This is a genomic window from Serratia sp. Res13-Sevr-LER1-36-b, from assembly GCF_015673035.1.
In the GTDB taxonomy this organism is placed as follows: Bacteria; Pseudomonadota; Gammaproteobacteria; order Enterobacterales; family Enterobacteriaceae; genus Chania; species Chania fonticola_C.
Genome location: NZ_JADACK010000034.1, coordinates 1 through 15,219 on the forward strand (window position 1 = coordinate 1; position 15,219 = coordinate 15,219).

14 protein-coding genes are annotated in these 15,219 nt (G+C 56.5%); 10 read left to right on the plus strand and 4 right to left on the minus strand.

What is annotated here, in order from left to right:
* On the minus strand, positions 1-220 hold a 220-nt coding region (locus tag IMQ33_RS20480; RefSeq protein ID WP_304621682.1), incomplete at its 3' end, for a LytS/YhcK type 5TM receptor domain-containing protein.
* A 166-nt stretch (positions 221-386) separates the two neighbouring features.
* Positions 387-956 carry a peptidylprolyl isomerase A gene (gene ppiA, locus IMQ33_RS20485; RefSeq protein ID WP_021181682.1) on the minus strand — a complete coding sequence of 190 codons (570 nt, stop codon included), beginning with the start codon at positions 954-956 and terminating at the stop codon, positions 387-389.
* Positions 957-1,264: 308 nt separating this feature from the next.
* Here ppiA and IMQ33_RS20490 point away from each other — a divergent pair, with 308 nt between their 5' ends.
* From IMQ33_RS20490 to tsgA, 6 genes are all read left to right on the plus strand, one after another.
* Positions 1,265-1,570 (plus strand): PTS sugar transporter subunit IIB, encoded by a 306-nt coding sequence (locus IMQ33_RS20490; RefSeq protein WP_065684036.1) that lies wholly within the window; start codon positions 1,265-1,267, stop codon positions 1,568-1,570.
* 16 nt (positions 1,571-1,586) lie between these two features.
* Complete coding sequence (locus tag IMQ33_RS20495; protein ID WP_065684035.1) at positions 1,587-2,912, plus strand: PTS sugar transporter subunit IIC; 1,326 nt, start codon at positions 1,587-1,589, stop codon at positions 2,910-2,912.
* A 25-nt stretch (positions 2,913-2,937) separates the two neighbouring features.
* Positions 2,938-3,276: a PTS lactose/cellobiose transporter subunit IIA gene (locus IMQ33_RS20500; RefSeq protein WP_065684047.1), complete on the plus strand. Its 339-nt coding sequence runs from the start codon at positions 2,938-2,940 to the stop codon at positions 3,274-3,276.
* Positions 3,273-4,583, plus strand: coding sequence for a 6-phospho-beta-glucosidase (locus IMQ33_RS20505; protein WP_065684034.1), 1,311 nt, complete (start codon positions 3,273-3,275; stop codon positions 4,581-4,583). Before IMQ33_RS20500 ends, IMQ33_RS20505 begins: the two co-directional genes overlap by 4 nt.
* A gap of 89 nt (positions 4,584-4,672) precedes the next feature.
* Complete coding sequence (locus IMQ33_RS20510) at positions 4,673-5,653, plus strand: LacI family DNA-binding transcriptional regulator (protein WP_173408578.1); 981 nt, start codon at positions 4,673-4,675, stop codon at positions 5,651-5,653.
* A 233-nt stretch (positions 5,654-5,886) separates the two neighbouring features.
* Positions 5,887-7,071 (plus strand): MFS transporter TsgA, encoded by a 1,185-nt coding sequence (gene tsgA, locus IMQ33_RS20515; RefSeq protein ID WP_021181688.1) that lies wholly within the window; start codon positions 5,887-5,889, stop codon positions 7,069-7,071.
* 56 nt (positions 7,072-7,127) lie between these two features.
* Here tsgA and IMQ33_RS20520 read toward each other — a convergent pair whose 3' ends face one another.
* Positions 7,128-8,411 (minus strand): cytosine deaminase, encoded by a 1,284-nt coding sequence (locus IMQ33_RS20520; RefSeq protein ID WP_196062619.1) that lies wholly within the window; start codon positions 8,409-8,411, stop codon positions 7,128-7,130.
* Positions 8,412-8,698: 287 nt separating this feature from the next.
* Between IMQ33_RS20520 and nirB the strand changes: the two genes are divergently transcribed.
* The 4 genes from nirB to cysG all read left to right on the plus strand — a co-directional run bounded on the left by nirB (position 8,699) and on the right by cysG (position 14,085).
* Complete coding sequence (gene nirB, locus IMQ33_RS20525) at positions 8,699-11,248, plus strand: nitrite reductase large subunit NirB (RefSeq protein ID WP_024527562.1); 2,550 nt, start codon at positions 8,699-8,701, stop codon at positions 11,246-11,248.
* Complete coding sequence (nirD, locus tag IMQ33_RS20530) at positions 11,245-11,574, plus strand: nitrite reductase small subunit NirD (RefSeq protein ID WP_024482730.1); 330 nt, start codon at positions 11,245-11,247, stop codon at positions 11,572-11,574. Before nirB ends, nirD begins: the two co-directional genes overlap by 4 nt.
* A gap of 253 nt (positions 11,575-11,827) precedes the next feature.
* The gene (gene nirC / locus IMQ33_RS20535; protein ID WP_065684029.1) at positions 11,828-12,628 is read left to right on the plus strand and encodes a nitrite transporter NirC; all 801 of its coding nucleotides are present in this window, start codon (positions 11,828-11,830) and stop codon (positions 12,626-12,628) included.
* 53 nt (positions 12,629-12,681) lie between these two features.
* The gene (cysG, locus tag IMQ33_RS20540) at positions 12,682-14,085 is read left to right on the plus strand and encodes a siroheme synthase CysG (RefSeq protein WP_173408577.1); all 1,404 of its coding nucleotides are present in this window, start codon (positions 12,682-12,684) and stop codon (positions 14,083-14,085) included.
* A gap of 128 nt (positions 14,086-14,213) precedes the next feature.
* On the opposite strand, the gene trpS is transcribed toward cysG, so the two are convergent.
* A complete protein-coding gene (gene trpS / locus IMQ33_RS20545; RefSeq protein WP_196062620.1) occupies positions 14,214-15,218 on the minus strand; it encodes a tryptophan--tRNA ligase in 1,005 nt (334 codons plus the stop codon).
* Position 15,219: the final 1 nt, after the last annotated feature.

Here is a 15,219-nt window from a genome sequence, read left to right on the forward strand (position 1 = left end):
TAGCGCGGGTATTGGCGATGGAGTCCTGAATATGCAGGCCAAAATAGGTGCCCATAATGCAGAACACCGAGAAAATGACGTAGCACAGCAGCTTGTGTGGCAGGCGGATGGTCACCTGCATCAGCGGAATAAACAGCGGCGTCTTGCTCAGCAGATAAGCAATGACGAGATACACGCACATCTGCTGTAGCAGCAGTAACACCTGGTTAAATTCGTACATAAAAACGGCTCATCCTGAACAACGGGGCGATCAAAAAAGTGCCGGGTATCCGGTCTGGTTTTAGGCGGGCAATTAAATCACGTGGGATCAAAAAAAACAGTGATGCAGGCAAACATTCAGGAGGGAAAAGCAGGCCGGCCCCCAGCTAGAGACCGGCTTGGGTGATTTATGGCAGCACTTTGGCCGACAGGATCACGATAGGTTTGCTAGGGACATTCTGGTAAGGACCGACGTTGCCAGTGGGTACCTGGGAGATTTTATCTACTACGTCCATCCCTTTAACGATCTTGCCAAATACCGCGTAGCCAAAATCACGCTGGCCATGATCGAGGAACGCATTGTCTGCCACGTTCAGGAAGAACTGGCTGGTGGCGCTGTCTTTATCGGCGGTACGCGCCATGGAAATGGTGCCACGCAGGTTACGCAGGCCGTTGTCGGCTTCGTTTTTGATCGGTGCATTGGTGGTTTTCTGCTGCATATCCGCAGTAAACCCGCCGCCCTGAACCATGAAACCTGGGATCACGCGGTGGAAAACGGTGTTGTTGTAGTAACCGCTGTTCACGTAGTCAATAAAGTTCTTGGTTGAGACCGGTGCCTTCTGACTGTCGAGCGCCAATTCGATATTCCCTGCCGAGGTGGTCAGCATGACGTGGGTTTCACCGGCGGCTAATGCGGCGGGTGCCATAGCTGTCAGGGAACACAGCGCAACGAAGGTCACTAAAGTACGTTTGAACATGAACGGGTCCTTTCTTTGAGATACAAACAACGGAAAGCGCTTTGATTCTAAAGAGCTGCGCCCGGCAGCGCCAGCCATTTACCTATATTTACTCAATTGCCGGACGTTTCTGAGTGCGCCCGGTTTTTTCCTGCCGACAGTATGATCCCCGTACTGATTTTTGCCAAGCCGATCACGCATTATTTGCCCATTTTCGCCCTTCATCGTTTTTTGCGACACAAATCCCGGTTTGGTTCTGCAATCCAGCTAGGCTAAATAAATGAGAGCGCTCTCATTTGCGCTGATAACAATAATACTGGAGAGCAATGATGAAGAAGATAGTGCTGTGCTGTGCCGCGGGGATGTCCACCAGCATGCTGGTCAAACGCATGCAAACCGAAGCGCAAAAGCGCGAGCTGGCCGTGGAGATTGTGGCGGTAGCGGCTGCGGATTTCGAAGCCGAGTTGCCAACCGCCAGCGTGGTACTGCTTGGGCCACAGGTGAAATACGAACTGGCCCGCTTCAGCCAGCTTGCTGAACCGCATGGCCTGCAGGTTGCCGTCATCGACATGATGGATTACGGCACCCTGCGCGGTGACAAGGTATTAGACAAAGCCCTCAGCCTGATCGCCTGACGCCGCGGAGACCCCCATGAGCCTATACGCTTCCCTGATGCGCGTGGTCGAAAGCCATATCGCGCCACTGGCTGGCCGGATCGGTAGCCAGCGCCATATTATTGCCATTCGTGACGGTTTTATCAGCGCCATGCCGTTTTTGATCGTCGGCAGTATCATGCTGATCGTCGCCAACCCGCCGTTTGACGCGACCACCACCTCCAGCTTCGGGCAAGCCTGGTTAGGGTTCGCCAAGAAGCACTGGGACACCATCACCATGCCGTTCTTTATGACCATGGGGTTGATGAGCGTATTTGTCTCTATTGGTACCGCCTACAGTCTGGCAAAGCACTACAAAATGGACGCCCTGACCGCCGCGCTGCTGTCGCTGATGGCATTCCTGCTGGCCTCCGCGCCACAGGTCGACAACAAGATGTCCCTTGATTTTCTGGGTGGTCAGGGGGTATTCACCGCCCTGATCTGCGCCATTTGGTCGGTCGAACTGATCCGCCTGCTGAAAAAGTACAACATCACCATTCGCATGCCGGAACAGGTTCCCCCTGCCATTGCCCGTTCGTTTGAACTGCTGTACCCGGTGGTGGGCATTCTGTTGACGGTCTACCCCGTCAGCCTCCTGATGCAGAGCGAATTTCAACTGTTGCTGCCCGCCGCGATTATGCAGGTGTTCCAGCCGCTGATTTCCGTCGGCGATACGTTGCCAGCCATTCTTTTGGCGGTGCTGATTGCCAACCTGCTGTGGTTTGCCGGTATTCACGGCGACAACATCGTGACCGGCCTGCTGAACCCGATCTTTATGGCTAACCTGGCGACCAACGCCGCGCTGGTCGCCAACGGTGCCGCCATGACCCAAACGCTGACCGCGCCCTTCTGGTCATTCTATGTCTGTATCGGCGGTTCTGGATCCACGCTGGTGTTGGCCTTCCTCTACCTGCGCAGCCGCTCCATTCATCTTCGCACCATCGGCAAGCTGAGCGTGGTTCCGGCGGCTTTCAATATCAATGAACCGCTGCTGTTCGGTTCGCCGGTGGTGATGAACCCAACGCTGTTTATCCCGTTGATTGTGGTGCCGATGGTTAACGCCACTCTGGCTTATTTCGCCCTGCACTGGGACATGGTGGAGAAAATGGTGGCGATGGCCCCCTGGACCGCTCCGGCACCGCTGGGAGCGATGATCTCCGCCTCCTGGGATATCCGTGCCGCCGTATTGGTGCTGGTGCTGATGGTGATAGACCTGGCGATCTGGCTACCGTTCTTCAAGGTGTATGAAAAACAACTAATGGCGCAGGAACACGAGCAGGCTGAGGCTGAACGTGAAGCCAGCAACGCCGCCGCCGCGCAGTAACAGGAGAGATAACGTGACTGAACTGATGGCTGAAGTCAGCCAGGATTTTGAAAGCACCATTATGGAGCTACTGGTATTTGCCGGTAGCGCCCGCAGTAGCGCGCTGATGGCTTTGCAACAGGCCCGTGCCGGTGATTTCACCGGCTCCGCCGAACATATGGCCGAATCCAAGCAGGCGGTGAAGCAGGCCCACCGCATTCAGACCCAACTGATCGGCATGGACGAAGGCTGCGGCAAGCTGGCCATCACCCTGATCACCGTACACGCGCAGGATCACTTGATGAACGCCATGGTCATTCAGGATCTGGCAGATGACATGATCGAACTTTATCGCCGTCAGACACTGCAGGAGGCCCGCTCATGAGTCCATTAAAAATCGCCATTATTGGCGGCGGCAGCAGCTACACGCCGGAGCTGGTGGAAGGCCTGATCCTGCGAATTGAAGAGTTGCCGGTGACCGAGCTGGCATTGGTGGACGTTGAGCCTGGCCGGGAGAAGGTCGAGATCATTGCTGCATTAACCCAGCGAATGTTGGCTCGTAACGGCCTGGAGCAGGTGAAGGTCAGCGTGCATTTCGACCTGGACGAGGCCATTCGCGGTGCCAGTTTCGTCCTCACCCAGTTCCGCGTGGGTCAGTTGCCTGCCAGGGCCGCCGACGAGCGCCTGGGGCTGAAATACCAACTGATCGGCCAGGAAACTACCGGCGTTGGCGGTTTTGCCAAGGCGCTGCGCACCATCCCGGTGATGCTGAATATCGCCCGCAAGGTTGAACAACTGGCACCCGATGCCTGGATCATCAACTTTACCAACCCGGCGGGCATCGTGACCGAAGCCGTTTCGCGCTATACCAAGGCGAAAATCATCGGCTTGTGTAACGTGCCGATCAGCATGCATCACATGATCGCCAATATGCTGAAGGCCCCTTACGCCGAGGTGCAGCTGCAATTCGCCGGGTTGAACCACATGGTGTGGGTCCACCAGGTGCTACAAAACGGCAAGGACGTGACCGGCAAAGTGATCGACATGCTGTGTGACGGTGCCGCACTGACCATGAACAACATCAAGGAAGAGCCTTGGCCGCCGGAGTTCCTGCGCGCCGTTGGGGCGATCCCCTGCCCTTATCACCGCTATTTCTACCAGACCAAAGAGATGCTGGAAGAAGAGATTGCCGCCGCAGCCGAACGTGGTACCCGTGCCGAGCAGGTGATGAAAGTAGAGAAGGAGTTGTTCGAACTGTATGCAGACCCGCATCTCGACAGCAAGCCCGAGCAACTCAGTTTCCGTGGCGGCTCCTTCTATTCCGAAGTGGCGCTGGAGCTGATCCGTGCCATTCACAACAATCTCGGTACGCAATTAGTGGTCAATACCGCAAACCGTGGCGCTATTCGCGGTTTGCCAGACGATGCTGTGATAGAAACCAACTGTATCGTCGATGCTCAGGGCGCTCATCCGCTGACGTTTGGCCAACTGCCGGATTCGATGCATGCGCTGACCCAGCAGGTTAAAGCCTATGAACGGCTGACGATAGAGGCCGCTGTGCATGGCGATCGCCGCAGTGGGCTGCTGGCACTGGTCACCAATCCCCTGGTCGCCAACGCCCAAATTGCCCAGCCGCTGCTGGAAGAAGTGCTGGAGGTGAATAAAGCCTATTTGCCGCAGTTTAACGCATAACCATCAACATTGGGTTCGGCTCGCCGGGCCCACTTATCTCCTGTAATCTGATCAAGTGGGGGGATAAGCCCGTAATCAGGAGCAGCAAAATGGTGACACTGGAAGATGTCGCAGCGATAGCGGGCGTATCCCGCGCGACTGTGTCACGCGTAGTCAACGGCGATAACAAGGTCAAAGCGCTCACCCGCGAGAAGGTCAAACGGGCGGTGGCCGAACTGGGCTATACCCCCAACCCGGCGGCCAGGGCGTTGGCATCCAGCCAAAGTAACACCTTGGGCCTGGTCACCACCTCATACCGAGGCGGCTTCTTTGGTGCCCTGATGGATTTCGTCCAAACCGAAGCCGAGTCCAACGGTAAACAGCTGTTGGTGACCCAAGGCCGCAATAGTGCGGAAAATGAACTGCTGGCGATCCAACGCCTGTTCAGCCTGCGTTGCGACGGCGTGATCCTGCATGTGCGCTGCCTCAGCGACGATCGGCTACGCCAGTTGGCTGCCGAACAGCGCTCCTTTGTGCTGCTGGATCGCCTGGTCCCCGGCCTGGAAGATCGCTGTGTCACCTTCGATCACGTTTACGCCAGCCAGCTTGCTACCCAGCAGTTGATCGACGCGGGCCATCGGCGCATTGCCTGTATCAGCGGTCCAGCCCAACGAGCATCCAGCCAACAGCGGTTACAAGGGTTCCTTAATGCGATGCAGGCCGCCAATCTGCAACCGCTAGGCTGCCCGGAAGGGGTGTATGACCTGGAAAGCGGCTACCAGTGCGCTGACCAACTGCTGCGCAGTAAAGCGCTGCCTACGGCGATTTACTGCTGCAACGAAGAAATGGCGATTGGTGCCCTGCTAGCAATTAATGAGCGGCATTTGCGCGTACCACAGGATATCTCGCTAATCTGTTACGACAGCGGCGAGCGAGCGCCGTTTGTCCGCCCGGCGCTCACCAGCGTGCATTTCCCCATTACCGAGATGGCGCAATATGCCGCTCGTCTGCTGATAGATCCACTGACCGCGCCGGTGAGCTTTGAGCCGACCATCATCCAGCGCGATTCGATCGCCACACTCGGTAGCTGATCACATAAAAATCTAAAAACCTTTCATCCCTTGCATCAAAAAATCGATGCTCGTCACATAAACTCCCGTTGTCTATGCTAGGATCCGCCTCCTGGTGGCCTGATCGGGATCTTTTCCAGTTTTTACCAGGAAAAACCTGCGGCCTTATGCCAGCTTTAAACCCCAGGGATCTCAGGTTTCGGCCTGACGGCCCACGGGTATAAACCACAACAAAGATAATCAGGCCTATATACATGAATGACAGCAACCGCATCCGGCTAACCTGGATCAGCTTCTTCTCTTATGCGCTGACCGGTGCATTAGTGATCGTCACAGGGATGGTGATGGGAAACATCGCAGAGTATTTCAATCTGCCGGTTTCCAGCATGAGCAATACCTTTACCTTCCTTAACGCGGGTATTTTGATTTCAATCTTCCTCAATGCCTGGCTGATGGAAATCATTCCGCTGAAACGTCAGTTGATCTTTGGCTTTATCCTGATGCTGCTGGCCATCGCCGGGCTGATGGTAGGCAAAAGCCTGACCCTGTTCTCGCTGTGCATGTTTGTGCTCGGCGTGGTCAGCGGTATCACCATGTCGATCGGCACCTTCCTGATCACCCATATGTATGCTGGCCGCCAACGCGGTTCACGCTTGCTGTTTACCGACTCCTTCTTCAGCATGGCCGGGATGATCTTCCCGATCATCGCCGCAATGCTTCTGGCGCGTAGCATTGGCTGGTACTGGGTTTACGCCTGCATTGGGGTGCTGTACCTGGCCATCTTCGTGCTGACGCTGTGTTCCGAGTTCCCGGTTCTGGGTGATAAAGGGGAGAAAAGCAGCGAGCCGGTGGTGAAAGAGAAATGGGGTATCGGCGTGCTGTTCCTGGCTATCGCTGCGCTGTGCTACATCCTTGGCCAGTTGGGCTTTATCCAATGGGTACCGGAATACGCCACCAAAACCTTCGGCATGAATATCGACCAGGCGGGCAAGGTGGTCAGCAATTTCTGGACTTCTTACATGATCGGTATGTGGGTGTTCAGCTTCGTGCTGCGCTTCTTTGACCTGCAACGCATCGTCACCGTGCTGGCTGCGCTGGCAACGGGTGCCATGTACCTGTTTATCAGCACCGATAATCCTGAGTACCTGAGCTACTACATCATGGCTCTGGGCTTCGTCTCCAGCGCGATCTACACCACGCTGATCACGCTCGGTTCTCAGCAAACCAAGGTTTCCTCACCGAAACTGGTCAACTTTATCCTGACCTGCGGCACCATCGGCACTATGCTGACCTTCGTAGTCACCGGCCCGATCGTTGCCAGCAGCGGAGTCCATGCCGCGCTGACTACGGCCAACGGCCTGTATCTGGCCGTGTTTGTGATGTGTCTGCTGCTCGGTTTTGTGACCAAGCACCGCAACCATGGGCATACCACGCACTAACTGCTGCTAGTTTTCCCCATGAGGGTTCTGCCAACGCAGAACCCTTTTTTTTATGTCTAACGCCTGAAGTCGACCTGCTCTTCCTGCTCCAGATACAGCGTAGTTTGCGCAGGCTGGGTGGCCGCGATGACCGCACCAGCACGGATCGAATAGCGTACCGGCGTCTGGCGGCGTACTGCGTCAAAACCGCTCTCTGCGGGTAAGATCACCAAATCGGCACTATTGCCTGCACGCAAACCGTAATCCGTCAGATTCAGGGTTCGTGCGCTGTGGGTGGTGATCAGATTCAAACCGTCATCGATCTGGCCATAGCCCATCAGTTGGCAGACGTGGAGCCCCATATGCAGCACCTGCAACATATTGGCGGTACCCAGTGGATACCAGGGGTCAAACACGTCGTCATGACCAAAGCAGACGTTGATGCCCGCCTCCAGCATCTCCTTCACCCGGGTGATGCCACGCCGCTTGGGATAGGTATCGAAACGTCCTTGCAGGTGAATATTCACCAACGGGTTGGCCACGAAGTTGATACCGGACATTTTCAGCAGCCGGAACAGCCTTGAGGTATAGGCCCCATTGTAGGAATGCATCGCGGTGGTGTGGCTGGCGGTGACCTTGCCGCCCATCTCCAGCTTCAATGCCAGCGCGGCCACGGTCTCCACAAAGCGGGACTGCTCGTCGTCAATCTCGTCGCAGTGCACGTCCACCAGCCGATCATATTTCTGTGCCAGGGCAAAGGCCTTGTGCAGCGACTCCACGCCGTATTCGCGGGTGAATTCAAAATGCGGGATAGCCCCAACCACATCCGCCCCGAGCCGTAATGCCTCCTCCAGCAAGGCTTCCCCATTGGGATATGACATGACCCCTTCCTGAGGAAAAGCCACGATCTGCAGCGTGATCCAAGGAGAGACCTCCTGCTTGACCTCCAGCATGGCGCGCAGCGCGGTCAGTGTAGGATCGGATACGTCAACATGGGTGCGCACATGCTGTACGCCGTTGGCGATTTGCCATTTCAGCGTCTGCCACGCGCGTTGCTTCACGTCTTCATGGGTGAGCAGTGCTTTGCGCTCTGCCCAGCGTTCAATGCCTTCAAACAGCGTGCCGGACTGGTTCCATGCGGGCTGCCCGGCGGTTTGCGTAGTATCCAGGTGGATATGCGGCTCGATAAACGGCGGCAGCGCCAGCCCGCCTTCGGCATCCAACACGTCGCTGCGCCACTCCAGGCCCTCAGGCTGTGGAATGATATGCGCGATCCGCCCCTGCTCAATGGCCAACTGCCATAGCCCCTCATGCCCACTCAGGCGCAGATTATCGATAAACTTGACCGGATTGTTCGCCATTTTTTTACCTCTGCTCGGCTCACCATTTCTTTCATCATACTGGGCAATGACGAGCTGACAAAATCACCGCTTGGCTTTCCTTCCCCCGGTTACTCCCCAATGAGTATTTTTTGCATTAACTGTCTCGATTCAGCTAAAGTTGAGTAAAAACCGCAACTTATCAAATATCGATAAAAATCATAGATATACCACCTTAGAGGTATATAAAGGCTAACTTGACCTGCATCAATAAATTGCCTTCTGGGAGGAATAAGGTACATCCAGGAAATCAGAATTTTGAGGCAATAATGAGCAGAGTCCAACTCGCGGTCATCGGCAATGGCATGGTCGGCCACCGCTTTATCGAAGATCTGCTGGAAAAGGCAGACAAAGACCAGTTCGACATCACCATCTTTTGTGAAGAGCCGCGCATCGCCTACGACCGCGTGCATCTCTCCTCCTATTTCTCCCACCACACTGCCGAAGAACTTTCGCTGGTCCGCGAAGGCTTCTACGAAAAACAGGGCGTCAAAGTGCTGGTGGGCGAGCGCGCGATCACCATTAACCGCGCAGAGAAAGTGATCCACTCCAATACCGGCCGCACGGTGTATTACGACAAGCTGATCATGGCGACCGGCTCCTATCCGTGGATCCCGCCGATCAAAGGTTCAGAGACGCAGGACTGCTTCGTTTACCGCACAATTGAAGATCTTAACGCTATCGAATCCTGCGCCCGCCGCAGTAAACGTGGCGCAGTGGTGGGTGGTGGTCTGCTCGGCCTGGAAGCGGCTGGCGCACTGAAAAGCCTGGGCGTGGAAACCCACGTGATCGAGTTCGCGCCGATGTTGATGGCAGAACAGCTCGATCCGATGGGCGGCGACCAGCTGCGCCGCAAGATCGAGCGCATGGGTGTCAAAGTCCACACCGGCAAGAACACCACCGAAATCATCAACGGCGGCAAAAGCGCACGCAAAACCATGCACTTTGCCGACGGCAGCGAGCTGGAGGTCGACTTTATCGTCTTCTCCACCGGCATCCGTCCGCAGGACAAACTGGCTCACCAGTGCGGGCTGGCTACCGCCCCACGCGGTGGCATTGCGATTAACGATAACTGCCAGACCTCCGATCCGGACGTTTACGCCATTGGTGAATGCGCCTCCTGGCAGCAGCGCACCTTCGGCTTGGTAGCGCCGGGCTACAAGATGGCTCAGGTCGCCGCCGACCATCTGCTGAGCCGTGAAAACAGCTTCCAGGGTGCCGATATGAGCGCCAAGCTGAAGCTGCTGGGGGTCGATGTTGGGGGTATTGGTGATGCGCACGCACGTACCGAAGGCGCCCGCAGCTACGTCTATCTGGATGAAAGCAAAGAGGTGTATAAGCGCCTGGTCGTCAGCGCAGACAACAAAACGTTGCTTGGTGCGGTGCTGGTCGGCGATACCAGCGACTACGGTAACCTGCTGCAGCTGGCACTCAACAACATCGAACTGCCGGAAAATCCGGACAGCCTGATCCTGCCAGCCCATGCCGGCAGCAAGCCTGCCATCGGCGTAGATTCGCTGCCAGAGACCGCACAGATCTGTTCCTGCTTTGACGTCAGCAAGGGCGATATCATCAAAGCGGTGAATATGGGCTGCCATACCGTAGCGGCGATCAAGTCCGAGACCAAGGCCGGTACCGGCTGCGGCGGCTGTATTCCACTGATCACCCAGGTGCTGAATGCCGAACTGAGCAAACAGGGTATTGAGGTTAACCATCACCTGTGCGAACACTTTGCCTATTCTCGCCAGGAGCTATATCACCTGATCCGGGTTGAAGGCATCAAGACCTTCGACGAACTGTTGGCAAAATACGGCAAAGGTTACGGCTGCGAAGTGTGCAAACCGACCGTCGGTTCACTGCTGGCCTCCTGCTGGAACGAGTATGTGCTCAAGCCGCAGCACACGCCGCTGCAAGACACCAACGACAACTTCCTGGGCAACATCCAGAAAGACGGCACCTACTCGGTGATCCCACGCTCTGCCGGTGGTGAAATCACGCCGGAAGGTCTGATCGCCGTCGGCCAGATTGCCAAAGAATACAACCTGTACACCAAGATGACCGGCTCGATGCGTATCGGCATGTTCGGTGCGCAGAAAGACGATCTGCCCGCCATCTGGAGCAAGCTGATCGCCGCCGGTTTCGAAACCGGCCACGCCTACGCCAAGGCGCTGCGGATGGCGAAGACCTGCGTCGGCAGTACCTGGTGCCGCTATGGCGTGGGTGACAGCGTTGGCTTTGGCGTACAGCTTGAACACCGCTACAAAGGCATCCGTACTCCGCACAAGATGAAGTTTGGCGTTTCCGGCTGCACCCGCGAGTGTGCCGAGGCGCAGGGGAAAGACGTTGGCATTATTGCCACCGAGAACGGCTGGAACCTGTATGTCTGCGGCAACGGCGGGATGAAACCGCGCCATGCCGACCTGCTGGCAGCCGATCTCGACAACGAAACGCTGATGCGTTACCTCGACCGTTTCATGATGTTCTACATCCGCACCGGCGATAAGTTGCAGCGTACCTCGGTCTGGCTGGAAAGCCTGGAAGGCGGCATCGATTATCTGCGCAAGGTGATTATCGACGACAAGCTGGGCATCAACGCACAGCTGGAAACTGAAATTGCCCGCCTACGTGAAGCGGTGATCTGCGAATGGAAAGCAACTGTCGAAAATCCTGCATCGCAGGTGCGTTTCGCTCACTTTATTAACAACAGCCAGCGCGATCCTAACGTTCAGGTCGTGGCTGAGCGCGAGCAACATCGCCCAGCACGCCCGGATGAACGCATTCCCGTCACCTTGCTGGAAACCGAGGAGAACAACGCATGAGCCAGTGGATCACCGTTTGCCCCATCGCCGATATTCTGCCCGCGACCGGCGTCTGTGCGCTGATCGGCACCCAGCAGGTGGCGATATTCCGCCCCTATGCCGACGAACGGCTGTTTGCCATCAGCAATATCGACCCGTTTGCCCAGGCCAGCGTGCTTTCTCGCGGCCTGATTGCCGAGCATCAGGGTGAATTGTGGGTCGCCAGCCCGCTGAAAAAACAGCATTTCCGCCTGCACGACGGTTTCTGTCTGGAAGATGAGAGCCGCTCTGTGGCCAGCTTCGCCAGCCGGGTAGTCGATGGCCTGGTTCAGGTGGCGGCTAAGTAATCCTTCGTCCCTCACTCCAGCCCTCTTCCAAAGGGAGAGGGAGCTGCCCAGAGCACGTAGTTATCCCATGCAGCTACGGAAAGTAGGGAGTGAGAACAACAAAGGCAAGGTAAAACGCTAAGCAATTAACTAGCTCGATCGGTCCCCTCTCCCTGTGGGAGAGGGTTAGGGTGAGGGCGTTTCTTTTTGCCTAACTGACCGGCATTACCCTTATTACAAACACACTTTTTATTATTTATTTCCAGGGAAATCTATGTTCACCGACACCATCAACAAATGCGCTGCCAACGCGGCACGCATCGTCAAACTGGCCAAAGAGAGTCCGCTCGGCTTCTGGATCAGCTCCGCTATGGCCGGGGCCTATGTCGGCCTTGGTATTATCCTGATCTTTACCCTCGGCAACCTGGTCGATCCGTCCATCCGTCCGTTGGTCATGGGTGCCACCTTCGGTATCGCACTGACGCTGGTGATCATCGCCGGTTCAGAACTGTTCACTGGCCATACCATGTTTCTGATGCTGGGCGTCAAGGCCGGTACCATCAAGCAGCGCCAGATGTGGGCCGTACTGCCACAAACCTGGCTAGGAAATCTGCTCGGTTCGGTGCTGGTCGCGCTGATGTATTACTACGGCGGTGGTAGCCTGCTGCCGATTGATACCAGCCTGGTACATACCGTAGCGCTGGCCAAAACCACCGCCCCTGCAGAAGTGCTGTTTTTCAAAGGCGTACTGTGTAACTGGCTGGTTTGCCTGGCGATCTGGATGGCGTTGCGTGTTGAAGGCGCGGCCAAGTTCATCGCCATCTGGTGGTGTTTGCTGGCGTTTATCGCTTCCGGTTACGAACACTCGGTAGCGAACATGACGCTGTTTGCCCTGTCCTGGTTCGGCCACCACAGCGAAGCCTATACCCTTAGCGGTATCGGTCATAACCTGCTGTGGGTGACTCTGGGCAACATGTTCTCTGGTGCCGTCTTTATGGGCCTCGGTTACTGGTATGCCACGCCACGTGCCCAGCGTCCACAGGCTGAGATTGCAGCTGCTCGCCAAACCGCATAATGCTTTTGGGGGTGAACGATCGCCCCCGTTTACCACTTCCCCGAGGATTGCCGATGGATTACTTACCCATTTTCTGCCAACTGCAACACAAAGCCTGCCTGCTGGTCGGCGGCGGGGAAGTCGCTGAACGTAAGGCTCGCCTGCTGCTGGAGGCTGGTGCGCAGTTAACCGTCAACTCGCTTGAGTTCAGTGAGCAATTCCATATCTGGGCCGAACAGGGCCAGGTGACGCTGGTCGCAGGTGAGTTTTCTGCCGACTTGCTGGCAGAGAAATGGTTAGTGATTGCCGCAACCGATCGGGTGGAAGTCAACGCCCTGGTCTATCAGTGCGCCAACCAACGGCAGGTGTTCTGCAACGTGGTGGACGACCCCAAACGCGCCAGCTTTATCATGCCTTCGATTATCGATCGTTCGCCGATTATGGTGGCCGTTTCTTCCGGGGGCAAAGCCCCGGTGCTGGCACGTCTGCTACGGGAAAAACTGGAAGCCATTCTGCCGCAGCACCTGGGCCAACTGGCTCAGTTGGCGGGTTCATTGCGCCAGCGGGTGAAGCAGGAGTTTGGCAGCATTGGCGCTCGTCGCCGCTTCTGGGAAAGGTTGTTCGTACACGACAGGCTGGCGCAATCCCTGGCCAACGGCGATACCCGGCAGGCCAACCAGCAGGTTGAAAAGCTGTTCGCCGATCGTCCTGAAGAACAGGGCGAAGTGGTGCTGGTAGGTGCAGGTCCCGGTGATGCTGGCCTGCTGACGCTGAAAGGTCTGCAACAAATCCAACAGGCTGACGTGGTCGTTTATGACCGCCTGGTCTCTGAAGAAATTATGGCCCTGGTGCGCCGCGATGCCGAGCGTATCTTTGTGGGCAAGCGTGCCGGATACCATTGCGTACCCCAGGAACACATCAATCAGATCCTGGTGGAACAGGCCAGGCGAGGCCTGCGTGTCGTCAGGCTGAAAGGGGGCGATCCCTTCATCTTTGGCCGTGGTGGCGAAGAACTGGAAACGCTGGCCGAAGCGGATATTCCCTTCTCGGTAGTACCAGGGATCACTGCGGCTTCGGGGTGTTCGGCCTACAGCGGCATTCCCCTCACCCACCGCGATCACGCGCAAAGCGTGCGTTTGGTGACGGGCCATGCCAAAGCCGACGGCGGATTGGACTGGGCACAGCTTGCCGCCAAGCAGCAAACGCTGGTGTTCTATATGGGGTTAACTCAGGCGGCAGAAATCCAGCAGCAGCTGATCGCTCACGGTATGGCTTCCTCGATGTCCGTGGCGCTGGTCGAAAACGGCACCTCAACTCGCCAACGAGTGATCGAAGGCCAGTTGGCACAACTGGGTGAGCTAGCAAAACAAGCTGAGAGCCCAAGCCTGATTATCGTTGGCAGCGTCGTCAGCCTGCGCAGCAAGCTGAACTGGTTTGCCAGCCAGGAAACACCGGCAGACCTGAGCAAAATAGCATAAAAAAAGCGACCCTTTGGCCGCTTCAGATTGGGAGCAATGTTGCTAAGTTTGTAGTTCCGCACCTAGGCTAGGGCGCCGCATGCTGCGCCCCTACCTGGCGAACGGGTTGAGAACTGTGTCTGCATCCATTAAGGGTGCGGTACAAAACCTACGGCTTCATACACCTTCGCCAAGGTTTCCTGCGCACGAGCTCGGGCTTTCGCCGCGCCATCACGCATCACCTGCTGTAACAGAACCTCATCGTTGCGGAAACGGTGATAACGCTCTTGCAGCTCGACCAACATACCAGACACGGCCTCTGCTACAGCGCCCTTCAGGTGACCATACATCTGGCCCTCAAACTCGGCCTCCAACTGGGCAATGCTCTTGCCGGTCACACCGGAAAGGATATCCAGCAGGTTGGACACCCCCGCTTTATTGGCAACGTCGTAACGAATGACTGGCGGATCTTGGGAATCGGTCATCGCACGTTTGATCTTCTTGGTCACCGCCTTCGGATCTTCCAGCAGGCCGATCACGTTGTTACGGTTATCGTCCGACTTGGACATCTTCTTGGTCGGCTCTTGCAGCGACATCACGCGCGCGCCAGATTTCGGAATAAACGGCTCCGGCACCTTGAACACGTCGCCATACAGCGCGTTGAAGCGCTGGCCAACGTCACGGCTCAGTTCCAGATGCTGCTTCTGGTCTTCACCGACCGGCACCTGATTGGTCTGGTACAGCAGAATGTCTGCCGCCATCAGTACCGGATAGCTGAACAGACCGGCGTTGATGTTTTCCGCATAGCGCGACGACTTGTCTTTGAACTGGGTCATGCGGCTCAGTTCACCGAAATAGGTGTAGCAGTTCAGCACCCAGCTCAGTTGCGTATGTTCCGGCACATGAGACTGCACGAAGATGGTGCTTTTCTCTGGATCGATACCACAGGCCAGGTACAGCGCCAGCGTATCCAGGGTGGCTTTACGCAGCTGTTGTGCATCCTGACGCACGGTGATGGCATGCAGATCGACGATGCAGTAGATGCAATCAAACTCGTCCTGCAGCTGCACCCACTGGCGCAGCGCCCCCATGTAGTTGCCGATAGTCAGTTCACCGGACGGCTGCGCGCCGCTGAAAACGATGGGCTTACTCATA